Here is a 24,481-nt window from a genome sequence, read left to right on the forward strand (position 1 = left end):
ACCGTATTCGGGCGGGCCGGACGCGAGTCCGGCCCGCGCCGGGGCGGGGGCGCCGGTCCCGGCCGGAACTCCCCGTTCCCGGCGGAATTCGTCCATATCCAGCCAGCGGACGCGTCGAATCACGTCTTCCAGTTCGGCGGCGGTCTGGAAACCGGGGTTGGAGTAGACCAGCAGGCCCTCGCGGAAGGCGAGCAGGGTGGGCAGGCTGCTGATCCCGGCGGTGGCGGTGAGCGCCGGTTCGGCCTCGGTGTCGACGGTCGCGTGCACGATCTCCGGATGCTGCGCGGCGCTGTCGGCGTAGATGGGTGCGAACCGGGTGCACCAGCCGCACCAGGATGCCCAGAAGTCGACGAGCACGATCGCGTGGGTCGACACGACCCGATCGAAACTGTGCTGGGTCAACGGTTGGGTCGGCATGCGGTCCCTCCTGCGTCGGCCGTCTCCGCGAATTCTTCCACGGATCGCCGGTCACGGCAGGGTGCGAGTGGGCCGACCGGGGCAAACGCTGTCGGAGATCGTCCCGGCTGAGTACTGTGGAGTCATGGGTATGGGCGACCACCCACAACGAACACCGCTCTACGGGGTGGTGCTGCTGCTGGGTGTCCTTCTCCTCGGATTGTGGGTACGTGAGCTACCGAATGTCGCCTTGCAGGTGTTGGCCTACATTCTGCTGGTCGCGATCGCCGCACCCGCGTTCGTGATGACCTTCCGCGACTATTCGCGCTGACGTCCGCTAGCCGGTGACCAGCGCGGTTCGCAACGCCGCCAGCTGCGCCGGCGTCAGCCCGTGGTCGAGTAGCCAGCGGGCCGCACCGCCGTGGTTGTCGTGCAACTCCGCCAGGAACCGCAGCATGATCCCGGCGTCCACACCCAGAATTCCGGTCTCGGCCGGCGGCAGGCCCGTATACGAGCCCAGGGCGTCGAGCCGATTGCGCACCCGGACCATCCGCTCGGTGGTCAACGCGTAATCGGCCGCGATCACCTCCGGCGCCACCCCCACCGCGTCCAGCAGCACCGCCGCCAGGACGCCGGTACGGTCCTTGCCCGCCGCGCAGTGGAATACCACGGTCTGCCGATCGGGGTCGGCGACCAAGCCGACCGCGGCCACGATCTCCTCGGGGCTTCCCACCAGCAGTTGGCCGTACAGTTCCGCCAGGTCGACCCTGGTCTTGTCGGGCACCAGATCTCGTGCCGCCAACGAGGACTGCGGTGATTTGCGAACGGGGAGATTGACCTTGTCCACCGCCGTGGTGGCGAGGAGCCCGTACCCCTCGCGCTGCACCTCGTCGGGCAGACGCAGATCGATCAGCGTCCGCATCCCGACCGACCCCAGCAGCAGGGCCACATCCGCGGCGGTGGCCTGCTGCAGTGTGCTCGAACGCAGAGCGACGCCGAACCGCGTCGTACCACCGCCGGTGACCGGCAGACCGCCCAGATCCCGCACGTTGTCGATCTCGTCGAATTCGACCCACCGCCGGGCCGCGTCGAGACCCGCGGCCGTCATCGGATTACTCGGCACGACCGGCCGCCGCTTCCTCGGCACGGCTGAGACCGCACAGCCCGATCAGGTCTTCGTGCAGTTCGAACCACACCGTGTGATAGCTGTCCATGATCGGGCGCGCCACCCAGGCGTGATCGCCGCCCTCGATCCGTTCGATCGCCAGATCGAGCCGGTCCCGATACCGGCTCAACCGTGGTGCGAGCGTGCCGAACCGCTCCACCAGCGGGCGCACCCGTCGGTGCAGATCGGTGAGCCGCTCCAATACCCGGCCGTCGTAGTCGGCGTCGCCGTGATCGTTGGGCGTGCCGGGGTCCTTCATCTGCCAGGCGGTCACGATGTCCTTCAGCTCGGCGTTGACCACACAGAATTCCTCGTACGCGGCCGCGACCGCCGCGCTGTCGACCTCGGCGCGTTCGGCGATCAGCAACTGCGCCAAGCGGTCTCGACCGGCCGGGGTCAGCCGCACGCCGGCGGGAGTGTCGGCGCACAGCCCCTCCGACACCAGATCCGCGCAACGGGCACTCACCTCGGCCGGATCGCCACCGAGGCCGGCGGCGACGACGTCCGCGCGAACCCGGCCCTTCACCCCGATCACGCGCAGCAACTCGAGGTCCCCGACCGCACGGGTCACCGCTCGGACCACCACATCCTCCGATCGGGCGGCTAGCGCCTCCGCCAACCGCTCCGGTTCCACGCCGGCCCAATCGGCCAGCTTCCGCACGTCGTCGAGCGTGCCGGGGTCCAGGTCGCCACCGGCCACCTCACCGTCCCACACCACACCGGCGCCACCGTCCACGGTCACGCTGCGACCGGCCAACGCGGTCACCACGCCCGGGCCGCAGCCCACCACACAGGGCCGGCCCAGTTCACGGCTCACCAGTGCGGCATGGGAGGTGGCCCCGCCCAATTCGGTGACCACGGCTCGGGCGGCGATCATGCCCGGCAGATCGTCGGGGCTGGTGGTCGGCCGCACCAGCACCACCGCGTCGCCGGCGGCCGCCCGCGCTTCGGCCTCGTCGGGATCGGTCACCACCACCCCGAAAGCCAGCCCCGGACAGGCGGATTCGCCGCGAGCCAACGCTTCGCCGGTGGTGTGGGCGGTGGTCGAGGGCTGAAGTACGGCGCGGACCTGTTCCGCCGCGACCCGCTCCAGTGCCTCGGTTGTCGTGATCAACCCCTCGTCCGCCATCGCGACCGCGGCCCGCACGGCGGCGCGCGCCGAACGCTTCGCCGGGCGCGACTGCAGCATCCACAGGGTGCCGGATTCGACGGTGAATTCGATGTCCTGGATATCGCGGCCGTCCCGCTCGAGCAGTGCCGCCGCGGCGAGCAACCGGTCGTGCACCTCGGGTTGGGTCGCGGCGAGATCGCTCAGCGGACGCGGGGTCGTGCGTCCCGACACCACATCCTCGCCCTGGCCGCCGATCAGCCATTCGCCGTAGGCGGGCCCGTCGCCGGTGTTCGGGTTACGGCTGAACAGCACGCCGGTACCCGAGGCGTCGTCCAGGTTGCCGAACACCATCGCCTGCACCGTCACGGCGGTGCCGAGCTCGTCGGAGACGCCCCGGTTGCGTCGATAGGCCTTGGCGCGCACCGAATCCCAGGAACGAAACACCGCGGTGATCGCCGCGCGCAGTTGCTCCCACGGGTCGGCGGGGACCGCGCCGTCCGGGCTCTGCAGGACCGTCTCGCGGAACTGAGCGCGGAACCGGCGGTGGGTGTCGGCGGCATAGGCGGGATTGCCGGTGGCCTGCGCCAGCGCCTGTTCGACGCCGTCGTTGATGCCCAGGTTCAAAACCGTGTCCATCATCCCCGGCATGCTCACCGCCGCGCCCGACCGAACCGACACCAGCAGTGGGGTACGGGTGGAACCGAAGGTGCGCCCGGTGCCGTGTTCGAGCATGGCGATGCCGTCACAGACCGCCCGCCAGATGTCGTCGGCGATCGCGCCGCGCTCGGTGAAATCCCGCCATGCGTCGGTGGTCAGCACGAAGGCCGGGGGTACCGGCAGTCCGAGCCCGCGCATGTGGTTGATACTCCAGGCCTTACCGCCGATCCGGTCCCGCGACAACGGGCAGTTGCCGTCCAGTCCGACGACGGTTTCGGATCGTTGGGCCAGCTCCGCACCCGCGGTCATGTCACTCCTTCGGTCCATCCAACGAGGCATCGAACCCCCTGCCGCCCCGGTCATATGTCGAGAGTGCCGTCCGGTGGCTCCCGGCCAGTAGCGAAGGTCCCGCTCAGCGGATGCCGCGACCGTCGAGCCGATACCGCGACCACTGACCGGGACTGCCGGTGTGCGGCGCCCCCGGCGGCCACGCGGCTGCGGCACCATGGGTGCCGGATCGTTCGGACGAGCGGTCGACGGTCAGTGCTCGGAAAGTGTGTAGCCCGGACGACGATGGCGTGCAGACAGACAACGGCGGAGCCCGCGACCATCCCGGCGCTGGTCGCCGACCGCGCTCGCCGGTACGGACCGGCCACCGCGGTCGTCGACGGCGAGATCCGGTATCCGTACGCGACGCTGCACGCGGAGTCGGTGCGAGTGACGCGCGCGGCGATGGCCGCCGGAATCCGAGCCGGCGATCGGGTGGCGCTCTGGGCGCCGAACACCGCCCACTGGATCGTGACCGCACTCGGTTTGCTCGGGGCGGGCGCCACGCTGGTTCCGATCGGGACCCGGCTGCGGGGCGCCGCGGCGGCGGCGATCCTGCGACGCACGCGCTGCCGAGCCCTGTTCACCGTGCGGGGATTTCTGGGCATCGACTATCCCGAGCTGCTCGCCGGCTGTGCCGAACTGCCGGATCTGCGGCTCACGGTCGTGCGGAGCACAGTCGCACCCGACGCCCTCGACGCCGAGCCGGTCCCCGCCGGCACGGGCACGCCGAGGACGCTCGCCTGGTCGGCATTCCTGGCCGACGGCCGACGGGTCTCGCCAGCCGCGGCCGAATCCCGCACGGCCGCAATATCTCCCGACGCGGTGGCCGATATTCTGTTCACATCCGGAACCACGGGCACACCCAAGGGTGTGCTCACCACCCACCGGCAGACGCTCACCGTGATGGAGCGCTGGGCCGAGGCGGTGACGATTCGGCACGGCGACCGGTATCTGCTGGTGAACCCGTTCTCGCATACCTTCGGATATCGAGCCGGCATCGTCGCCTGTCTGCTTCGCGGCGCGACCATGGTGCCCGTCGACCACTTCGACGCGAACCGGGTCGCGACTCTCGTGGACGAGCAGTCGATTACCGTATTGGCCGGTCCCCCCACGATTTTCACCGACCTGCTGGCCACCGGCCGCCGGCTGCCCACCGTGCGCCTGGCCGGAACCGGCGGGACCGCGATCGCACCGGAGCTGGTGAGCCGGATCCGCACCGAGCTGGGGATCGCCGGCGTCTTCACCGGCTACGGACTCACCGAATCCGTGGGCGTCGTCGCGATCTGCCCACCGCACGCCACGACCGAACAGCTCGCGACCACGGTGGGTAAGCCGCTGCGCGGCAGTGAAATTCGCATCGTCGACGCCGCGGGCCAGCCCGTCGCGGCCGAGGTGGCCGGCGAGATCCTGGTGCGGGGGCCGAATGTGATGGCCGGCTACCTGGACGATCCCGCCGCCACGGCGGCCGCCGTGGACACCGACGGCTGGCTGCACACCGGCGATATCGGCGTCCTCGACCGCGCCGGCCGGCTGCGGATCACCGACCGACTCCGGGACATGTTCATCGTCGGCGGATTCAACGTCTATCCGGCCGAGGTGGAAGAGATCCTGCGCCGTGGTCCGGGCGTCGCCGACGTCGCGGTGGTCGGGGTGCCGGACCAACGTCTCGGCGAGGTGGGCGCCGCCTTCGTGGTTCCGATCGACTCGGAGTCGTTCGATCCGCGGGCACTGCTCGACTGGTGCCGCGAGCATCTCGCCGGATACCAGGTTCCGCGGGTCGTCCGACCCGTGACAGCACTGCCGCGGGATGCGAGCGGCAAACTTCGTAAGAGCGAATTGCGGACGGGCCGAGGTGGTTCGGCACCGCACCTGAGCAGGCGGCACGTCCCGGGCGAGTGACCTGTTCGCCGGGAACCGCCGCCGGACCCGGGCCACGTGAGCCGGGTCCGGCGCTCGGTCTACTTGCTGACCTCGTTGCGCATCTGCGCGGTGAGGATCTTCTGATAACCGGAGCCGAAGATCCGGGGCAGTAGATCGATCATGCGAGCATCGGAACCGATGAGCACCTTCGCCTTGTCCTTGCGGATGCCGGTGACGATCGCCTTGGCCGCCTGCTCCGGGCTCGTCTTGGCGAGCCGATCGAAGTTGGCGGCCAGCGCATCGCGATCGCGGGTGGCGCCCGCGCGGGCCTTCCACGCGATCTCGGTCTGGATCATGCCCGGGTGGACACAGCTCACCGCGACGTTGTGGCCGGCGATCTTCATCTCCTGCCGCAGCGCATCGGTGAAACCGCGGATGGCGAACTTCGTGGCGTTGTAGGCGCCCTGGGTGGGGCACGCCGCGAGGCCGAACATGCTCGACACGTTGACGATCGCACCGTCACCGGAGGCGATCACATGCGGCAGAAATGCCTTCGTCCCGTACGCGACGCCCCAGAAATTGATGTTCACGATCCATTCGAAATCGTCCCAGCTGACCTCTTCGGTGCTGGCGGTCAACGACACCCCGGCGTTGTTGACGACGATGTTCACGCCACCGAAATCGCCGACGACCTGGTCGGCATGGGCGTACACCGCCTCGCGATCGGTCACGTCCAACCGGTAGGCGCGGGCCTGCGCACCGCGTTTCTCGCAGAGCGCCGCGGTTTCGGAAACATTGTCGATATTGCGCCCGGACAAGGCCAACCGAGCGCCCTGGCCGGCCAGCTCCAGAGCCAGGGCCCGGCCGATTCCGGCGCCGGCGCCGGTGATGACGGCGGTCTTACCTGCGAAATTCTTCACGGCGAATGTCTTTCGTCTCAGTGGGAGGTGAATCCGCCGTCGGCGACGAATTCCGAACCGGTGCTGTAACCGGATTCGTCGGAGATGAGGAACAGCACCAGATCGGCCAATTCCTCGGGGGTGCCGGGTCGCGCCAGCGGCTGATCGTGGAACATCGAATTCGACCGTTCCGATTCGGCGGTCATCTCGGTCATCACCACACCGGGATGGACCGAATTGACCCGGATGCCCATCGGCCCGAATTCCTGTGCGGCGGTTTTGGTCATGCCGCGCACCGCCCACTTGGAGGCGGTGTATCCGAGGATGTTCGAGAAGCCGATGATGCCGCCGACGGAGGAGATGTTCACGATCGAGCCGGTCCCGGCGCGCCGCATCGAGGCGACCACCGACTTCATGCCGAGGAAAACACCCACCTGGTTGACGTCGATCACCTTGCGGAAATCGGCCTCGGCCAGTTTTTCGATCGGATCCACGTGCACGATTCCGGCATTGTTGACCAGCCCGGATACCGGCCCGAAGGCCGCTTCCGCCTGCTCGACCACCTCGTTCCACGCCGCTTCGTCGGTCACGTCGTGGCGGCAGAACCGTGCGGCGGATCCCAGCCGCGCGGCGGTCTGCTCGCCCTCGTCGCCGAGCACATCGGTGATGACGACCGAGGCGCCCTCGGCGACCAGCCGGGTCGCGAAGGCCGCGCCCATCCCGCGCGCACCACCGGTGACGATGACGTTCTTACCGCTCACCCTGCCCATGTTCACGCCTGCCCTTCGTCGCCGGATCCGTTGCGCGCCTTCGTGGTCAGCTTCGATCCCGAACCCGAGACCGAGTCGGCCGCCGCGACCGGTTCGCGCCGATCCGCGAGATGGTTCGCGGCGATGAAGCCGAACACCATGGCCGGGCCGATCGTCGCGCCGGCGCCCGCGTAGTCGTTACCCATCACCGAGGCCGAATTGTTGCCCGCCGCATACAGTCCCGCGATCGGCGTGCCCTGGTCGTCGAGTACCCGGGCGTATTCGTCGGTGGTCAGACCGCCCTTGGTGCCCAGATCGCCGGGGACCATTTCGACGGCGTAGAACGGGCCCTTCTCCAGCGGAGCCAGACACGGATTCGGCTGCACGGTCGGATCGCCGTAGTAGCGGTCGTAGGCCGAGTCGCCGCGCCCGAAATCCTGGTCGCGGCCGCTGCGGGCGAAACCGTTGAATCGTTGCACCGTGGCCGTCAACGTGGCCGCGGGTACGCCGATCTTGTTCGCCAACTCGTCGAGGGTGTCGGCCTGGGTGATGATGCCGGCGTCGAGATATTTCTGCGGAATGGGCCGCTTCGGGAAGTTGCCGAGGAACAGGTATCGGTCGCGGAAGGTCTGGTCCATGATGAAATACGCCGGAATATGGCGCACCCCGCTCGCCTCCTGCTCGTACATGGCGTGCACGACATTCACGTACGGGGCGGATTCGTTGACGAAGCGTTCGCCGGCGTGGTTGACCATGAGGCCGCCGGGTTGCGAGCGTTCGGCCAGGCAGAAGAACGGCGGCCCGTCGGGGTTGCGCACCGACGGACCCCACCACGCGTCGTCCATCAGATCGACCGCGCCGCCGACCTTCTGGCCCGCCACGATGCCCTCACCGACGTTCTCGGTGGCGCCGACGGTCCACTCGGTGGACTGCGGGCCGGAGATGTACTGCTTGCGCATTTCCAGGTTGTGTTCGAAACCGCCGGCCGCCAGCACGACGCCGCGACGGGCCCGGATCAGCACCGGCGCGCCCTGGTGCTCGGCGCGCACGCCCACCACCGCGCCCGCCTCGGTGACCAATTCGGTGAGCGGGGTGTTCAGCCACACCGGCACCCCGGCGTCGCGCAGCGACAGCCACAGCCGGGCGGCGAGCGCCTTACCGAGGCTCAGCGGCAGGCGGCCGCGCAGCTTGTTCGCCACGGCCTGAGCGCCGACCTTCATCGCGGTGCGCTTACCGGCCCAGGTCCGGGCGATCATGTTCAGATCGTGGAAATCGCTGACCGTGAAGGCGATTCCCTTCGGGCCCGACATGGTCGGCTGGTTGATCTTGTGCAGATCGCCGCCGAGCAGCCGGCCGTCGATGGGTGCGGGTTCGATACTGCGCCCCTGCGCCAGCCCGCCCGGGAATTCCGGGTGGTAGTCGGAGTAGCCGCGGTCGTAGACGAACTGCCAGTACTTGCTGCGCGCCCCGATGTAGCGCATCATCTCGGGGCCGTGGTCCAGAAAGGCGCGCTGTTTGGCTTCCGGAACCCGGTCGCCAACAACAGCTTTCAGGTAGGTGCGGGCAAGCTCGGGGCTGTCGGGCACGCCCGCGGCCTGCAGCACCGGGTTGTTCGGGATCCAGATACCGCCGCCGGAGCGGGCGGTGGATCCGCCGAAGCTGCGGCTCTTCTCGATCAGCGTGACCGACAGCCCGCGGTAGGCGGCGGTCAGCGCCGCGGTCATCCCCGCGGCGCCGGAGCCGACCACCACCACGTCGAATTCGAATTCCTGTGTCATCCGTCCTTCTTCCCCGTCGTTGCGATCGACGCTATGACCGCTCGTCTCCGGCGACACGGCACGGTCCCGGCCAGCGGGACTTCGGGCTGACCAGTGCGGGTCCGGGACGGACTATTTCGACTAGGCATACGTCGCAGACAGCAGGGAGCGTGACCCCCGATGAAGTTCTCGATGATCTTCGAGGCCCAGATGACCGACCCCACCGCCGAACACGAGGCGCAGGTGCTGCGTGATTGTGTCGAGCAGGCCGTACTGGCCGACGAGATGGGGTTCGACACCGTCTGGGCGGTCGAACACCACGGCCTGAAGTGGTACGCGCACATGAGCGCGCCGGAGATCTTCCTGACCTGGGTCGCGGCCAAGACGCAGCGGATCCGCATCGGCCACGGTGTGGTGTGTATGCCGTTCAACTTCAATCATCCGGTCCGTGCGGCGGAGCGGGCGGCCATGCTGGACGTGCTCTCGGGCGGCCGGCTGAATCTGGGCGCCGGCCGCGGGGCGACCCCGGTGGAGACCTCGATGTGCGGCGTGGACCCGGCCCGCACCTATGCCGAGGTCGAGGAATCGCTGCGGATGATCGGCAGGGCCTGGCAGGACCCCGAAGGCGAATTCGAGTACCACGGCGAACTGCTCGACATCGATCCGCACGCGCTGCTGCCGCGCCCGGTGCAGCGCCCCCACCCACCGCTGTTCATGGCCTGCACCAAGAAGGACACCCTCAAACTCGCCGCCGAATACGGAATCGGCGCTCTGGTACTGGGTTTCGCCGGCGTCGAGGAGATCGCGGAACTGCGCCGCACCTACGACGAGGCGATCGCGGCCCGCACCGGTGAGCGCTTCGTCTCGACCGTGACCAACGATCACTTCGCGGCCCTGTGCCCGACCATCGTGCTCGACGACCGGGAGAAGGCACAGCAGATCGGCGCGCGCGGGCAACGGTTCTTCGCGCAGTCGATCAAGCACTACTACGGCGCCGGTCCGGTACCGGACGAGGCGGTGGACCCGACCGTCGACGAGATGGCCCGGATCAAGGAGGCCGCCGGCGAGCACGTCGCCTACCTGCACGAAGCCAAGATCCCGGTGAAGGCGGGCGCGACCTCGGTGTTCAATGCCGACCACGCGTACGGCAGCCCCGAGGACGCCATCGCCTATGTGGAGAGACTGCGCGACGCCGGCGCCGACGAGATCCTGTGCCTCATCCAGATGGGCACCGTGCCGCAGGAGGCCTGCCTCGAGACGATTCGGCACTGGGGCGAGAAGGTCATCCCGCACTTCCGGAATCAGTAGGCCACCCCACCGAACCCACCTGCCGATCTCGCTCACCGAGACTGCGGCGGGGCCGAGAGTGCCGACGCGGCGCACGATCTCGGCACATTCCTAGGACGGAGAAGTCGAATGGTTGATCTCACCGACAAGGTCGCACTGATCACCGGTGCCGCTCGCGGGCAGGGTGCGGCGGAGGCCCGCCTGTTCGTCGAACGCGGCGCGCGCGTGGTCCTCACCGATGTCCTGGAGGCGGAGGGCAAACAACTGGCCGACGACCTCGGTGCGGCGGCACGCTTCGTGCGCCACGACGTCACCTCGGCCGACGACTGGAACGCCGCCGTCGCGGTGGCCGTGTCGGAATTCGGCACGCTGGACGTGCTGGTGAACAATGCCGCGATCTACACGGCGAAGCCGCTGGTCGAGACCACCCCGGAAGAGCTGGAACGAATTCTGCAGGTCAATCTGGTGGGCGCGTTCCGCGGCATTCGGGCCGTGGTCGGACCGATGTCCGCGGCGGGCGGTTCGATCGTGAACATCTCGTCGCAGGCCGGGCTCGAGGGACTGATGGGTCACTCCGCCTACGGCAGCTCCAAGTGGGGGCTGCGCGGTCTGACCAAGACCGCGGCACTCGAACTGGGCCCCCGGGGAATTCGCGTCAACTCCGTGCATCCCGGTCCGATCGCGACGCCGATGGTCCCGTACCTGACCACCGGCCCGGGCAGCTTCCCGACACTGCCGCTGCAACGCACGGGAGTCCCGGAGGAGGTCGCCGAACTGGTCGCCTTCCTCGCTTCGGACGCGTCCGCCTATGTCACCGGTGCGGAAGTCACCATCGACGGCGGCCTCGCGGCCGGAAAGTTCATGCCCCCGGAAGCGTCGGAGGAGCCGTGAGCGACAATCGCGCAGCGGCTCGCCGCGCCGACCGGGTGCGGGTGCCCCGCACATCACCGGGCGCCCGACCTGCGGACGGTGCCGCATGGTGATGACGCCACATACTCGGGCGGTGATCGACGCGGCCACGGCCGCGTTCCCGAAGTTGGGGACGGAAGTGCTCGACGCCGCGGAGGCACGCCGGCAGCTCGCCGCGCGGCCCGCCGCCCCTGTCACGCCGATTCCGGTTGCCGCCGTGCGTAATTCGGTGTTGGCCGGGGCGGACGGGGCGGGCATCCCGGTACGGATCTACACCCCGGTGGCCGGTGGCACCGATCCGCTTCCGGTCGTGATGTTCTGTCACGGCGGCGGTTTCGTGATCTGCAGTCTGGACAGCCACGATCAGTTCTGCCGGTCCATGGCGAACGAAACCGGGGCCCTGGTGGTTTCGGTCGACTATCGCCAGGCGCCGGAGCATCGGTTCCCGGCCGCGGCCGAGGACGCGTACACGGTCCTGTGCCGGCTCGCCGAAACCGCCGATCGGTACGACGGCGACCCGGCCCGGATCGCGGTGGCCGGCGACAGCGCCGGCGGCAATCTGGCGGCGGTCGCGGCGCTGATGGCCCGCGACCGGGGCGGCCCGGCGGTGACATCGCAGCTGCTGATGTACCCGATGCTCGATCCGACCCGGGCCGGCGCCTCCTATCGCGAGAATGCGCAGGGCTACTTCGTCACCGACGACCATCTACGCTGGTATTGGGAGCAGTATCTGGGTGATGGCGACGGTCGCGATCCGTATGCCGCCCCACTGTTGGCCGACCCCACCGGGCTGCCACCCGCCCATATCGCGACCGCGGAATACGACCCGCTGCGCGACGAGGGCGAGGCATACGGGGCCCACTTGGCCGGAGCGGGCGTTCCGGTCGAGGTGCACCGCTACGACGGCATGTTCCACGGATTCATGACCATGGGCGACGCGCTGCCCGACACCGCTGTCGCGACCGGCCGGGCGTTCGCGGCGCTGCGCCGCGGGTTCGCCCGCGACGAAGCGAGCAGATCGTGACCGTCCACCACGTCGGCGCCGCGTATCCGGTGGACAATCTCACCGCCGCGGTGGACCTGCTCGCCGCGCTGGTGGGCGAACCGACCGTGGCCGACGGTGACCGCTGGGCCCGGTTCGATATCGGCGGTACCCGCATCATGCTGGCCGGCACCGATCGCGACGCGGACACTCCGTTCCTGACGATCAAGGTCGACGACCTCGACGACACCCTGCGGACGCTGCGGTCCCGGGGCCACGAGATCGCCGACCCGCACACCGGACCCCACGAACGCCGCATCACCATCCGGCTGCCCGGCGAAACTGCTTGGCACATAGCGGTTTACGAGCCGCTGAGCTGATCCCGGACCGCGCGCCGCCCGCCTCCCACCGAGACCGGCCCGACGACCTACCGGCCGGGCCGCGGAGTGGCGCCCGGACCGTTTATTCGAGTGCGCGGACGGCCCGTGATCCCTACCGTGAACAGGGAGAGTTGTTCACGAAAGGATCGAGATCATGTTTCCCGTCGAGCTGCGCGGCACCAGGGCGCAGACGCTCATGTGGGCCCACGAGCACGAGGTCGAGCCGGCCGCGCTGCAGCAGCTGCGCACCATCGCGCAACTGGAATGGGTCTACGGCGTCCGGGTCATGCCCGACGTGCACCTCGGCAAGGGGGCCACGGTCGGGTCCGTCATCGCCATGAGGGACGCGGTCGCACCGGCGGCGGTCGGGGTGGATATCGGCTGCGGTATGGAAGCGGTCAAGACCTCGCTGACCGCGTCCGATCTGCCCGACGATCTGCATTCGCTGCGGTCCCGGATCGAGGCGGCGGTACCGGTCGGATTCGCTGCCCACGACGAGCCGGTGAATATCACCCGATTGCAGGCCGACCTGCCGGGGCGGCGAGCGGCGAGCACCACGCTGCGGTCGGGCTGGACCCGGTTCTGGAGCCGGTTCGCCGACCTCGATCCGGCCGTGCAGAAGCGAGAGTCCAAGGCGCACAAGCAGATGGGCACCCTCGGCGGTGGTAACCATTTCATCGAGGTCTGCCTCGACACCGAGCAGCACGTGTGGATCCTGTTGCATTCGGGAAGCCGCAACATCGGCAAGGAATTGGCCGAGCGGCATATCGCGGTGGCGCGCACCCTGCCGCAGAATCGGGACCTGCCCGATCGCGATCTGGCGGTATTCCTCTCCGGTACCCCGGAAATGGACGCCTACCGGCGCGATCTGGAGTGGGCGCAGGAATACGCCGCCCGCAACCGCGCGGTGATGCTCACCCTGGTCTGCGCGGCGGTGCGAGCCGAATTCGCCGACCGGCCGGTGCATTTCGACGATCCGATCTCGTGTCACCACAACTACGTGGCGGAGGAGATCATCGACGGCATGCCGATGCTGGTGACCCGCAAGGGCGCGGTGCGAGCCGGCGACGGTGATCTCGCCCTGATCCCCGGATCGATGGGCACGCGGTCGTATGTCGTGCGCGGCAAGGGAAATCCGGCCTCGTTCCAGTCGGCATCGCACGGGGCGGGCCGCCGGATGAGCCGCAACGCCGCCAAGCGGCAGTTCACCGTCGCCGATCTGATCGCGCAGACCGACGGTGTCGAGTCCCGCAAGGACGCCGGGGTGATCGACGAGATCCCCGCCGCCTACAAGGACATCGACGCGGTGATCGCCGCCCAGCGCGATCTGGTCGATGTGGTGGCGACACTGCGCCAGGTGCTGTGCGTGAAGGGCTGAGCCGGGGCGGGGTTCGGCAGGCGAGGCGTCACTTACGCAGTACGCCGACGAATCCCGCGCCGAGCAGCATCATCCCGGAGATGAGCGCGAACCCGTAGGTCACCCACGAATGCAGGGCCACCTGCATCGTCGCGTCGGTGAACGGCAGATCGCCGATCAGGCGGAAGGTGTCGTCCGGGTACAGCAGATGCGCGACACCGGGGACGATCCCCCACACCAGACTGGCGACGATCGTGCCGATCGGCGAGAACGCGGCCATCGCGGCAACCAGGAGCAGCAACAGCGAACCGCCGAATATCTCCAGCGCCGCGGTCCACCGGTCGGTGACGGCGCCGACGATGACCCAGTAGCGGATATCGGCTCCGCCCTTGGCGGCGAACGCGATTCCGATCGGCGTCACGATCAGTCCGAACAGCACGCCGGACAGGGTCCGGCTGGTGACACCGCGGCTCTGGAACTGCGCCCCCGGCGGCGCCCACCCCGCAGGTGATTCGAACTTCTTCGCCATCGCCCCGCTCCTCCTGCATTCCCGCGCATGCCAGTCGACCACGTGGTCCCGATCGCACCCATTGTCCTGCCTCGTGAGCGAAAGTGCCCGACACCGGCCGGAAAACGTTCGTGGCGTGGCGTTGCGGTATCGCCGCTGGTTAGCATCGACCATGCCCTCGACACCCGGATCTGCCCAACCGCCCGAAATTCCCGGAGTGCGCCGCAGTTTCATCGAGGCGCGCGGCGTGCGATTCCATGTCACCGAGGCGGGTGTGCCCGACGGTCGTCCGGTGCTTCTGCTGCACGGCTGGCCGCAGCATCACTACGCCTATCGACATCTGCTCGCCGATCCGCCGGCCGGGTTGCGACTCATCGCTCCGGATCTGCCGGGTTACGGCTGGTCCGGGCCGCCGCCGCATCGCTGGGCGAAGGAGGACGTCGCCTCCGATCTGCTGGCGCTGCTGGACCGGCTGGAGCTGCCACGGGTGCTGCTGGCCGGGCACGACTGGGGTGGCTTCGTCGGATTCCTGATGGTGTTGCGCGAGCCGGAACGGTTCGAAGGCTATCTGCCGCTCAATATCGCCCATCCCTGGATCAGCGCCCGCACGTTGGCGCCGCACGCGTGGCGTTTTCTGATGTATCAGCCGCTGGTGGCGACGTTCGGGGTCCCGTTGCAGCGGCATACGCCGTTCGTCGAGCGGCTGCTGCGGTTGGGTCCCGGGAGCCGCACCTTCACCCCGGAGATCGCCCGCGTCTACGGCGACCGATTCCGCGATCCGGCGTCCGCCCGCGCCGCCACCGACACCTACCGCACGTTCTGGTTGCGCGAACTGCCCGCGGCCCGCCATCCGGAACGTCGCCGTGCCACGATCCCGATCCGGGCCCTGTTCGGGACCGGCGATGTAGCCATCCACCCTTCGCTCGCCGCGGCGGAGACGGCCCGGGCCGACGACTACACCGTCGAATACGTGGCCGGTTGTGGTCATTTCATTCCCGAGGAGCGTCCGGATCTGGTGCGCGACCGACTGCTGGCATTGGCCGCCGAGACCGGGTAGGCCCGGCCGGCGTCGGACCACGCGATTCACGAGTTCCGGCGAACGGGGTGCGGCTGCGCGGCTACGGTGGCCGGGTGTCGGAGGGGTCCGGCACGATGGACCGCATGACCACCACCGAGCTGCGCGAATCCGCCGAGAACCTGCTGCGCGAGCTGGCCGGGCCCGACGCCCGGCTGCGCGAGGACCAGTGGACCGCGATCGAGGCACTGGTCGTCCAGCGACGCCGGGCGTTGGTGGTGCAGCGCACCGGCTGGGGCAAATCGGCGGTCTACTTCATCGCCGCGCGCCTGCTGCGGGCGCAGGGCCGTGGGCCGACGGTCATCGTGTCACCGCTGCTGGCCCTGATGCGCAATCAGGTCGCCGCGGCGCGGCGGGCCCGGGTGATCGCGGAGACGATCAACTCGGGCAATGTCACCGAATGGGACGAGATCCACGCCCGAGTGGCCGCCGGCGAGGTCGATGTCCTGCTGGTCAGCCCGGAACGGTTGAACAATCCCGACTTTCGCGATTCGGTGCTGCCGAAATTGGCCGCCGATGCCGGGCTGGTCGTGGTCGACGAGGCGCACTGCATTTCCGATTGGGGCCACGATTTCCGGCCCGACTACCGTCGCATCCGCACCCTGATCGCCGACCTCGGCGAGGGCATTCCGGTCCTGGCCACCACCGCTACCGCGAACGACCGGGTCGTCACCGATGTGGCCACCCAGATCGGCACCGACACCCTGGTCCTGCGGGGGACGCTGGACCGTGAATCGCTGCATCTGTCGGTCGTGCGGATCGACGATGCCGTGCAGCGCACCGCCTGGTTGAGCCGCCGTCTCGGCGAACTGCCCGGCTCGGGGATCATCTACACCCTCACCGTCGCCGCCGCCCACGATCTGGCCGACGTCCTCGCCGACCACGGTTATCGGGTCGCCGCCTACACCGGCCGCACCGAACCCGGCGAACGCGAAACCCTCGAACAGGCGTTGCTGGACAACGAGGTGAAGGCGCTGGTGGCGACCTCGGCGCTCGGTATGGGTTTCGACAAGCCCGATCTCGGGTTCGTGGTCCACGTCGGCGCGCCCTCCTCCCCCATCGCCTACTACCAGCAGGTCGGCCGCGCCGGACGCGGACTGGGGCGACCCGATGCCGCATCTCGGTCGAACGCGCCCGCCCGCGCCGAGGTCATTCTGCTACCGGGCCCCGAGGACCGCCGGATCTGGGATTACTTTGCGTCCGTGGCCTTTCCGCGTGAACCGGTGGTGCGGTCGGTCCTGGCCGCACTGGATCACGAGCGGCCCATGTCGACGGCGGCGTTGGAGCCGCTGGTCGAGCTCAGCCGCTCTCGGTTGGAGATGGTGCTCAAGGTGCTGGACGTGGACGGAGCGGTCCGCCGAGTGCGCGGCGGCTGGCTGGCGACCGGTATGCCGTGGACCTACGACGCCGACCGCTACGACCGCCTCGACCAGGCGCGCAGGGCCGAACAGCAGGCGATGCTCGAGTATCGGAACACCGCCGAATGCCGAATGAACTTCCTGCGCCGCCAACTCGACGATCCGGGGCTCACCGCGGATTCACCAGGGTGCGGGCGGTGTGACAACTGCACCGGTCGTCGGTTCGACACGGCCGTGGACTCCGCCGATACCGCCGCCGTCCGCGCGCGGCTCGATCGCCCCGGCATCGATCTCGCCCCGCGCAAACAGTGGCCCACCGGCTTGTCCACCCTCGGAATCCCGTTGTCCGGCAAGATTTCCGATGGCCCCGAGGTCGGCCGGGTGCTGGGTCGGCTCAGCGACCTCGGCTGGGGCCAGCGGTTGCGGACACTGCTCGACGGTCCCGACGGACCCGCGCCGGATCCCATCGTCGAGGCCTGCATCGCAGTACTCCGCGAATGGGATTGGGCGCAACGACCCGGTGCCGTGATGGCGATGCCATCGGCGACCCACCCCGTTCTCACCGCCGACCTCGCCGCCCGGCTCGCCCGCATCGGCCGACTCACCGACCTCGGTGTCCTCCGCACCAGGCCCGACCGCCGACCGGTCTCCGCCGCCAACTCCGCGCACCGGGTCGCCGCCCTCTTCGACTCCTGGGAGCCCCCCGACCTGACCGGGCTCGACACTCCGGTCCTGCTGGTCGACGCCCAGACCGACACCGGCTGGACACTCACCCTGGCCGCCCGCACGCTGCGCCTGGCCGGAGCCCCGGCCGTCCTACCGTTCGCCCTGGCGACACCGACCTGATCCGTTCCCGCGACGGCCTACCTGCTTATCTGCCGTCGGACCCGCAGCGTGGCGAGTTTGTCCGGGTTACGGATCGCGTAGAGGTCGGTGATCGCGCCGTCGACGATCTCGATCAGATACACGCCCGCGAGTTCGTCGCCGGTATAGGCGGCCAGCGCCGGAGTGTTGTTGCAGTTGATCGCGTCGATCCGCAGATCCGGTGTGCTCTCGACCTTGCCGAACAAATCCGCGAGATATCGCGCGACCTGCTCAGCGCCGACCACCGGACGGCGGGCGGCGAGGGCCTTACCGCCGCTGTCGGCGGTGAAGGTGACATCGGGCGCGAGCAGGGCCAGTAGCGCCTCCGGGTCGCCGGTGGTCGCCGCCGTCATGAACTGCTCGGTGATCCGTTCGATCTCCGCCGCGTCGACACGTTCGAAACGTTTGCGCCGGGCGCGGACATGCGAGCGGGCGCGGTGCGCGATCTGCCGGACGCTCAGCACCGATTTGCCCACCGCGGTGGAGATTTCGCGGTAATCGAAGCCGAACACCTCACGCAGGACGAAGACCGCGCGTTCGTCGGGACTCAGGGTCTCCAACACGACCAGCATGGCCATCGACACCGATTCGGCGAGCACCAGATCGGCTGCCGCGTCGGTCTCGTCCAGCAACAGCGGTTCCGGTAACCACGGGCCGATATAGTCCTCGCGCCGGCGAGTGCGCGCGCGTAACGCGTTGAGCGCCTGCCGGGTCACCAGCTGCGCCAGATACGACTTGGTCTCGCGCACCGTCGACAGATCGACCTCGGCCCAGCGCAGATAGCTGTCCTGCAGCACATCGTCGGATTCGGTTGCGGAACCGAGGATTTCATAGGCGATCGTGAACAGCAGCGGGCGCAACGCGGTGAACCGCTCGGCGTGGTCGCCGGTGGTCATGCCGGACTCCCGGCCCGGAGGGTGCGAGCCGGCTGCTCGGGCCGCGGGCCGCCCTTCACCCATCGCAGGGACCCGGGCGTGCGGGCCTCACGCCGGATCTTCGCCACCCCGAGATCGCACGTCATCTCCTTGATCCTGGCACCCATCCGCCCGCCGATGTACAGCTTCACCGGGATGTCGTCGCGACGCGCGAGCTGGCGGATACCGACACGGCGGCCCAGGCTCAGACACGTCCCGGTGAGCGCCACATCGATGCGCTTCGGTTCGGTGCCCGCGATCCGGCTCAGCACGGTCTCGGCGGCCTGCGCCCCGAGCGGCCCGGCGCCCTGGCAGCTCATCCGCAACGGCCGCCCCGACGGCGCGGCGGCGTCCCCGGTCGCGACGATCCGCTCGTCGTCCACGCTGGTCAGCGTCTCGTCGGTGAGCAGCCGGCCGAGTTCGTCGGTGCGCAGCCCACTCGCGGCGGCCAGTTCCGGCACCCCGAAACCGGTGGTCCAGATGGTGAGGGCACTCGCCCGCTCCGCACCGCCGGCGAGCAGCACGGCATCCGGCCGGACCTCGCCGACCCGCTCCCCCTCGAGCACCGTGACACCGTGCTCGGCCAGCCACTTGCCGACGTACCGCCGGCCCGGGCCACCCAGCGACGGCATCGTGGTACCGCCACAGATCAGCGTCACCGCCCACCCCTGTTCGGCCAGCTCCGCAGCGGTTTCGATACCCGTCGGCCCGCTACCCACCACCGTCACGGGAGCGCTGCGTGGGAGCCGCTCGAGTTCGGACCGCACCCGCTGCGCGGACTCCCACTCGCCGACGGGAACGGCGAATTCCGCGGCCCCGGGCACCGACTCGGGAATCGCGGACCCGCTGCCCACCGCGTAGACGAGGTAGTCGTAGTCCAGCGCGGCACCCGATCCCAGCTGGACCCGCCGAGCGGCCGCGTCGATGCGCGTGGCGCTGTCGACCACCAATTCGATCCCCGCGCCGAGCAACGACTCGTAGCCGACCGTCGCCTCCGCGGTGCCCGCTACGAATTGATGCAGCCGAACCCGATCGACGAATTCCGCACGAGGATTGACCACCGAGATGTCGACGTCGTCGCGTATCCGCAGCCGATTGGCAGCCACGGTTCCCGCATATCCACCACCGAGGACAACCACCCGGTGTCGTGTGTTGTGTTCGCTCATGCCCTCCAGACACCGCGCAGGCCCGAAACGTGACATGGCGCGATCCGATCGCACCCATAATCCGGGCCTTCCGATTGGCCGGAAGTGTGTACCCGGTCACACTTGTGCCTGCTAGCGTCCCAGCACGCGGCGAGTCGCGTGGGGCTCGGCTTCGGTGTGGAGGTGATCGGTATGGGTGGCGGAATCGGAACCGTTCTGCACGGGGCGCAGCGCAGGGCGATCGAGGTGACCGAGGCGGTACGAGCGCTGAACGTGTTGCGGGAGCGGGGTTTCATCGATCCCCGCAATCTCGGCGAGACCGTGCGGACCGCCAGGGAAGGCCGGCGGCTGGGTCCGCAGGCGACGATGGTGCGTCACGCCGCGCGCATGTGGCCGCAGCGATCGGCCCTGATCGACGAGCGCGGCAGTATGACCTTCCGGCAACTCGACGACGATTCGACCCGGCTGGCGCGCGGTCTGCGATCGCTCGGGGTGGCGCCGGGTACCGTCGTCGGCATCCTCGCCCGCGACCACCGCGGGCTGCTGCTGGCGATGGCGGCCGCCGGTAAGGCGGGCGCGCGACTGGCGCTGATGAACACGGGTTTCGCCAAGCCCCAGTTCGCGCAGGTCTGCGAGCGCGAACACGTCAAGGTCGTCCTGCACGACAGCGAATTCGCCGGATTGCTCGACGCCCTGCCCCCGGAGCTGCCGCGGGTCATCACCTGGGTCGACGAGGGCGCCGAATTGCCCACCGGCGCAATCACCATCGAGGAACTGATCAGAGAACATCCCCCGACCGAACTGCCGCTGCCGGATCGGCCGGGCGGCTTCGTCATCCTCACCAGCGGCACCACGGGATTGCCGAAAGGCGCTCCGCGCGCGGCGGTGTCGCCGATCTCCTCGGCTCAGATCGCCGACCGCATCCCGTTTCCCCCGCAGGGGACGATGCTCATCGTCTCGCCCATCTTCCACAGCACCGGACAGGCCACCTGGCTGATCGCGACCGCCCTCGGAGCGACCACGGTGACGATGCGCCGTTTCGACGCCGAACGCACCCTGGCGGCCATCGCGGAACATCGGGTGGATCTGCTGGTCGCGGTGCCGACGATGCTGCATCGCATGGTCGAACTCGATCCCGCCGTCCGCGAGCGGTACGACCTGTCGTCGTTGAAATCCATCGTGCTGGCCGGTTCGGCCTTGTCACCGGAGCTGACGGTGCGCGCCACCGCGGCGTTCGGGCCGATTCTCTACAACCTGTACGGCTCGACCGAATGTGCGGTGGCGACGGTCGCCCAGCCCGCGGATCTGGCGATCGCGCCCGGAACCGCGGGCCGCGCGCCCGTCACCTGCGAGGTGGTGCTGTTCGACGAGAACGACAAGCGGGTACACGGCACGAATGTCAAGGGCCGCATCTTCATTCGTTCCGGCGCCCCGTTCGAGGGATATACCGACGGCCGGCACAAGCAGATCATCGACGGCTACATGTCCTCCGGCGACGTCGGCCATTTCGACGAGCACGGATTGTTGTTCGTCGACGGCCGTGACGACGACATGATCGTCTCCGGCGGCGAGAACGTCTTCCCGCAGGAAGTCGAGAACCTGCTACTGGAGCGATCGGACGTTTTCGACGCGGCGGTCGTCGGTGTCGACGATGTCGAGTTCGGTAAGCGCCTGCGCGCATTCATCGTTCCGGAGCCCGGCGCCACGGTGGATCCCGAGGAGATCAAGGCCTACGTGAAAGCCAACCTGGCCCGCTACAAGGTGCCGCGCGATGTGGTGTTCCTCGACGAGCTGCCGCGCAATGCCACCGGCAAACTCGTGCGCCGCGCGCTGGCGGAATACCCCGTCACATAGTCGGTCGATCGACCAGTTTACGGTACCGTCGGTTACAGAGACGCGAACCACATCCTTACCGCCCTGCTTGCTAGGGTTAGCACGCACTGGATCTCGATGTTGCGGTCCCGCCTGCCTGGCGGAATCCGCGGAAGGTTGTACCTATGTCAGCTGTCCTTCCGTCAGCAAGCGCTGCCCTCCGAAAGGCCGGAGATCTGGCTCTGGGGGTCAATGTCATGCGCAAACGCGGGCTGTTCAGCCCGCTGCGGCCGGACCACGCGGTCAGCTCGGCGCTCAACGTCACCAAGTTCGGCCCGTTCGCCGGCGTCATCATGCACGCCGCGAAGACCAACCCGAATTCCGCTGCACTGCTGGACGAGCGGGGTGAGCTGACCTTCGCCGAGGTCAACGCGCAATCCAATCAGCTGGCGCGAGGGCTCGCCGCCCAGGGTCTGCGCGAGGGCGACGTCGTGGCGCTGCTGGCACGCGACCACCGCGGCATGGTGCTGAGCCTCGCCGCCACCGGCAAACTCGGCGTGCGCGCCGTGCTGATGAACACCGGCTTCGCCAAACCGCAGTTCGCCGATGTCGCGGCGCGCGAAAAGGTCAAGCTGGTGCTGCACGACAGCGAGTTCGTCGAGCTGATGAGCGCCATCCCGGCCGAGATTCCCCGCATTCTGACCTGGGTGGACGAATCCGACAACGTCGATCCCGCGACGCCCACGGTGGACTCGCTGCGCGAGGGTCAGTCGCCGGATACGGTGGCCGCGCCGTCGAAGCCCGGCGGCATGGTGATCCTGACCAGCGGCACCACCGGCACCCCGAAGGGCGCCCCGCGCGACAAGGTCAGTCCGTTCATCTCCGCTCAGTTCCTGGACCGTATCCCGTTGCCGCGCAACGGTTCCATGGTCGTGGCCGCACCGGTCTTCCATGCCACCGGCCTGTCCCAGTTCACCCTGGGGCTCTCCCTGGGCAACCGGATGATCTTCCAGCAGCGCCGGTTCGACCCGGAGAAGACGCTGGCCAATATCGACAAGTACAAGGCCGAATCGCTGGTCGTGGTGCCGACGATGTTGCAGCGCATGCTCGACCTGCCGGCCGAGACGCTCGCCAAATACGACATGTCCTCGCTGCGCATGATCTTCGCCGCCGGCTCGGCCATTCCGCCGGATGTGGTGACCCGCAGCCTCGACTACTTCGGTGACGTCCTCTACAACGTCTACGGCTCCACCGAATGCGCGCTCATCACCGTCGCGAGCCCGGAGGACCTGCGCAAGTCGCCGAGTACCGCGGGCCGTCCGCCGCTGGGTATCCGGCTGGCGCTCTACGACGAGAACCGCAAGCGGATCACCGAGCCGAACGTGACCGGCACGATCTTCATCGAGAACGCGCACTCGTTCAAGGCCTACACCGACGGTCGCACCAAGGAGACCGTCGACGGCATGATGTCCAGCGGCGACGTCGGGCACTTCGACGAGAACGGTCTGCTGTTCATCGATGGCCGCGACGACGACATGATCGTCTCGGGCGGTGAGAACGTCTTCCCGCAGGAGGTCGAGCATCTGATCGCCGACCGCCCCGACGTCCAGGAGGCGGCGGTCGTCGGTGTCGACGACAAGGAATTCGGCAAGCGCCTGCGCGCCTTCGTCGTTCCGGGTCCGGACTCCAAGCGGGACGCCCAGGAGATCAAGGACTACGTCAAGGCCAACCTGGCCCGCTACAAGGTGCCGCGCGAGGTGATCTTCCTCGACGAGCTGCCCCGCAACGCCACCGGCAAACTGCTGCGCAAACCGCTGACGGAGATGGAGGTCTCCGGCGACTGATCTCGCCGCGTCCGCATCGGCCCGGGAGCCCGCGCTCCCGGGCCGAACTGTCCGCGAATCGTGTTCCGGGCGGTCAGCTATCATTCAGCGCGTGATTACCCGCCCCGGCGCCACGCCGGCCCGTGCCCAGGTGTCGGCGCATTCGCGCCGGGCCGCGGTGGCACGGTTGCGGGGCGCGTCGGCCGGTTCGGTGTCCGGCGCGTTATCGATCGCCGCACACGGCTTGGCGGCGGGCGGAATGCCGGTGCCGTCCAGCACACTGATGCTGCTGGTGGCCGCGTCCACCGTGGTCGGCGCCCTGGTCGCGGGCCTCGCACCGCTGCGCACGACCGCCGTCGGGCTCGTCGCCGCACTGTGGGGCGGGCAGCTCGTCGGCCACCTGGTGATGTCGGCGGATATGGCGCATATGCACGATATGCCGTTGTGGACGCCGACCATGTTGGGTGCGCACCTCATCGCTGCGGTGTGCGCCGCCGTGATCATCCTCGGCGCCGAGGCCGCCTACCGAGTGGGCACCGCCGTCGCCCGTGCGCTGCCCGTACTCGTCAGCCTCCCGGTCATCACCGAGCCGGTACTTCCCCGCAGCCCGCACCGCGACCGGGTGATCCTGCGGATCTTCCCCACCGAAACCTTCCGCACTCGCGGGCCCCCGCTCACTGCGCACTGCTGAGAAATCCCCACACCCACATCCGGAAATCCCCTCGCCGACAGCGCTCGACGAACAATCGGCGCGGCATTCGGGCTGCCACGAATCCGGTAGCAGCGAACAAGGACCCACGCCGTCGGCTGTCCACTTCACGCATGTCCCTCCGGTCTGCCGACCGTAGTACCGCCACTGTCCCAGGGCGGCGGAACATCAGGACGAGGCCGATTCGGCAGGCGCGCCACAAATGGCGCGGCCGGCGCTGTCCAGGCAACCCCCGCCTGCCGTGAACTCGGCCGGCGGCCGCGCGCGGATCCGCGCACAACGATGTGGGTGCCCTCGAACAGGAGCACTACCAGTGAGCATCACCGAAGTTCCGGCTACCGGCACCGAGCCGGCACAGCCGGAGAAGTCGCCGCCGAGTGCGGCGCACCCATCACCACCCGAGACGGCCGAGCAGTCGCCGCCGGACCCGGCCG

At 68.9% G+C, this 24,481-nt stretch carries 21 protein-coding genes; 12 read left to right on the forward strand and 9 right to left on the reverse strand.

Annotation, left to right across the window (positions count from 1 at the left end; all coding sequences use genetic code 11):
* Window positions 1-417 (reverse strand): thioredoxin family protein (locus tag ON37_RS18775; protein ID WP_051031778.1); only part of this gene is annotated, 417 nt, incomplete at its 3' end.
* 124 nt (window positions 418-541) lie between these two features.
* Between ON37_RS18775 and ON37_RS18780 the strand changes: the two genes are divergently transcribed.
* Window positions 542-727 carry a hypothetical protein gene (locus tag ON37_RS18780; protein ID WP_040721027.1) on the forward strand — a complete coding sequence of 62 codons (186 nt, stop codon included), beginning with the start codon at window positions 542-544 and terminating at the stop codon, window positions 725-727.
* 6 nt (window positions 728-733) lie between these two features.
* Here ON37_RS18780 and ON37_RS18785 read toward each other — a convergent pair whose 3' ends face one another.
* Together ON37_RS18785 and ON37_RS33850 are read right to left on the reverse strand one after the other, a co-directional pair.
* Window positions 734-1,504, reverse strand: a complete 771-nt coding sequence (locus ON37_RS18785; RefSeq protein WP_157171495.1) for a tyrosine-protein phosphatase — start codon at window positions 1,502-1,504, stop codon at window positions 734-736.
* Between the two features lie 4 nt (window positions 1,505-1,508).
* Window positions 1,509-3,638 carry a pyruvate, phosphate dikinase gene (locus ON37_RS33850; protein WP_051031769.1) on the reverse strand — a complete coding sequence of 710 codons (2,130 nt, stop codon included), beginning with the start codon at window positions 3,636-3,638 and terminating at the stop codon, window positions 1,509-1,511.
* Window positions 3,639-3,902: 264 nt separating this feature from the next.
* Between ON37_RS33850 and ON37_RS18795 the strand changes: the two genes are divergently transcribed.
* On the forward strand, window positions 3,903-5,558 hold the full coding sequence (locus ON37_RS18795) for an AMP-binding protein (protein ID WP_051031770.1): 1,656 nt from the start codon (window positions 3,903-3,905) through the stop codon (window positions 5,556-5,558).
* 59 nt (window positions 5,559-5,617) lie between these two features.
* Here ON37_RS18795 and ON37_RS18800 read toward each other — a convergent pair whose 3' ends face one another.
* From ON37_RS18800 to kstD, 3 genes are read right to left on the reverse strand one after another with little or no spacing between them, the layout of a single operon-like run.
* Window positions 5,618-6,439, reverse strand: a complete 822-nt coding sequence (locus ON37_RS18800) for an SDR family NAD(P)-dependent oxidoreductase (protein ID WP_040721007.1) — start codon at window positions 6,437-6,439, stop codon at window positions 5,618-5,620.
* Between the two features lie 17 nt (window positions 6,440-6,456).
* The gene (locus tag ON37_RS18805) at window positions 6,457-7,188 is read right to left on the reverse strand and encodes a glucose 1-dehydrogenase (protein WP_040721008.1); all 732 of its coding nucleotides are present in this window, start codon (window positions 7,186-7,188) and stop codon (window positions 6,457-6,459) included.
* Window positions 7,189-7,190: 2 nt separating this feature from the next.
* Window positions 7,191-8,945 (reverse strand): 3-oxosteroid 1-dehydrogenase, encoded by a 1,755-nt coding sequence (kstD, locus tag ON37_RS18810; RefSeq protein ID WP_083893107.1) that lies wholly within the window; start codon window positions 8,943-8,945, stop codon window positions 7,191-7,193.
* Window positions 8,946-9,104: 159 nt separating this feature from the next.
* On the opposite strand from kstD, the gene ON37_RS18815 reads away from it, so the two are divergent.
* From ON37_RS18815 to ON37_RS18835, 5 genes are all read left to right on the forward strand, one after another.
* On the forward strand, window positions 9,105-10,232 hold the full coding sequence (locus ON37_RS18815; protein WP_040721010.1) for an LLM class flavin-dependent oxidoreductase: 1,128 nt from the start codon (window positions 9,105-9,107) through the stop codon (window positions 10,230-10,232).
* 108 nt (window positions 10,233-10,340) lie between these two features.
* Window positions 10,341-11,102 carry a glucose 1-dehydrogenase gene (locus ON37_RS18820; RefSeq protein ID WP_040721011.1) on the forward strand — a complete coding sequence of 254 codons (762 nt, stop codon included), beginning with the start codon at window positions 10,341-10,343 and terminating at the stop codon, window positions 11,100-11,102.
* A gap of 85 nt (window positions 11,103-11,187) precedes the next feature.
* Complete coding sequence (gene lipP1 / locus ON37_RS18825; protein ID WP_051031771.1) at window positions 11,188-12,144, forward strand: LipP1 family hormone-sensitive lipase; 957 nt, start codon at window positions 11,188-11,190, stop codon at window positions 12,142-12,144.
* The gene (locus ON37_RS18830) at window positions 12,141-12,482 is read left to right on the forward strand and encodes a VOC family protein (protein WP_051031772.1); all 342 of its coding nucleotides are present in this window, start codon (window positions 12,141-12,143) and stop codon (window positions 12,480-12,482) included. The genes lipP1 and ON37_RS18830 overlap by 4 nt, the downstream gene beginning before the upstream one ends.
* 154 nt (window positions 12,483-12,636) lie before the next feature.
* The gene (locus ON37_RS18835; protein WP_040721012.1) at window positions 12,637-13,860 is read left to right on the forward strand and encodes an RtcB family protein; all 1,224 of its coding nucleotides are present in this window, start codon (window positions 12,637-12,639) and stop codon (window positions 13,858-13,860) included.
* Between the two features lie 28 nt (window positions 13,861-13,888).
* On the opposite strand, the gene ON37_RS18840 is transcribed toward ON37_RS18835, so the two are convergent.
* Window positions 13,889-14,368, reverse strand: a complete 480-nt coding sequence (locus tag ON37_RS18840) for a hypothetical protein (protein ID WP_040721013.1) — start codon at window positions 14,366-14,368, stop codon at window positions 13,889-13,891.
* A gap of 151 nt (window positions 14,369-14,519) precedes the next feature.
* On the opposite strand from ON37_RS18840, the gene ON37_RS18845 reads away from it, so the two are divergent.
* Window positions 14,520-15,404 carry an alpha/beta fold hydrolase gene (locus ON37_RS18845; RefSeq protein WP_040721014.1) on the forward strand — a complete coding sequence of 295 codons (885 nt, stop codon included), beginning with the start codon at window positions 14,520-14,522 and terminating at the stop codon, window positions 15,402-15,404.
* Window positions 15,405-15,508: 104 nt separating this feature from the next.
* The gene (locus ON37_RS18850; protein WP_245553259.1) at window positions 15,509-17,626 is read left to right on the forward strand and encodes a RecQ family ATP-dependent DNA helicase; all 2,118 of its coding nucleotides are present in this window, start codon (window positions 15,509-15,511) and stop codon (window positions 17,624-17,626) included.
* A 17-nt stretch (window positions 17,627-17,643) separates the two neighbouring features.
* Here ON37_RS18850 and sigJ read toward each other — a convergent pair whose 3' ends face one another.
* Together sigJ and ON37_RS18860 are read right to left on the reverse strand one after the other, a co-directional pair.
* The gene (sigJ, locus tag ON37_RS18855; protein WP_040721016.1) at window positions 17,644-18,540 is read right to left on the reverse strand and encodes an RNA polymerase sigma factor SigJ; all 897 of its coding nucleotides are present in this window, start codon (window positions 18,538-18,540) and stop codon (window positions 17,644-17,646) included.
* Entirely contained in the window at window positions 18,537-19,724 is a 1,188-nt protein-coding gene (locus ON37_RS18860) for an NAD(P)/FAD-dependent oxidoreductase (protein WP_040721017.1), read from the reverse strand. Before ON37_RS18860 ends, sigJ begins: the two co-directional genes overlap by 4 nt.
* 171 nt (window positions 19,725-19,895) lie before the next feature.
* Between ON37_RS18860 and ON37_RS18865 the strand changes: the two genes are divergently transcribed.
* The 3 genes from ON37_RS18865 to ON37_RS18875 all read left to right on the forward strand — a co-directional run bounded on the left by ON37_RS18865 (window position 19,896) and on the right by ON37_RS18875 (window position 24,029).
* A complete protein-coding gene (locus ON37_RS18865; protein ID WP_040721039.1) occupies window positions 19,896-21,557 on the forward strand; it encodes an acyl-CoA synthetase in 1,662 nt (553 codons plus the stop codon).
* Between the two features lie 143 nt (window positions 21,558-21,700).
* Window positions 21,701-23,359, forward strand: a complete 1,659-nt coding sequence (locus ON37_RS18870) for an acyl-CoA synthetase (RefSeq protein ID WP_040721018.1) — start codon at window positions 21,701-21,703, stop codon at window positions 23,357-23,359.
* Between the two features lie 91 nt (window positions 23,360-23,450).
* Window positions 23,451-24,029 (forward strand): hypothetical protein, encoded by a 579-nt coding sequence (locus tag ON37_RS18875; RefSeq protein ID WP_245553260.1) that lies wholly within the window; start codon window positions 23,451-23,453, stop codon window positions 24,027-24,029.
* Window positions 24,030-24,481 lie beyond the last annotated feature (452 nt).

The sequence above is a fragment of the Nocardia veterana NBRC 100344 genome, from assembly GCF_000308855.1.
In the GTDB taxonomy this organism is placed as follows: Bacteria; Actinomycetota; Actinomycetes; order Mycobacteriales; family Mycobacteriaceae; genus Nocardia; species Nocardia veterana.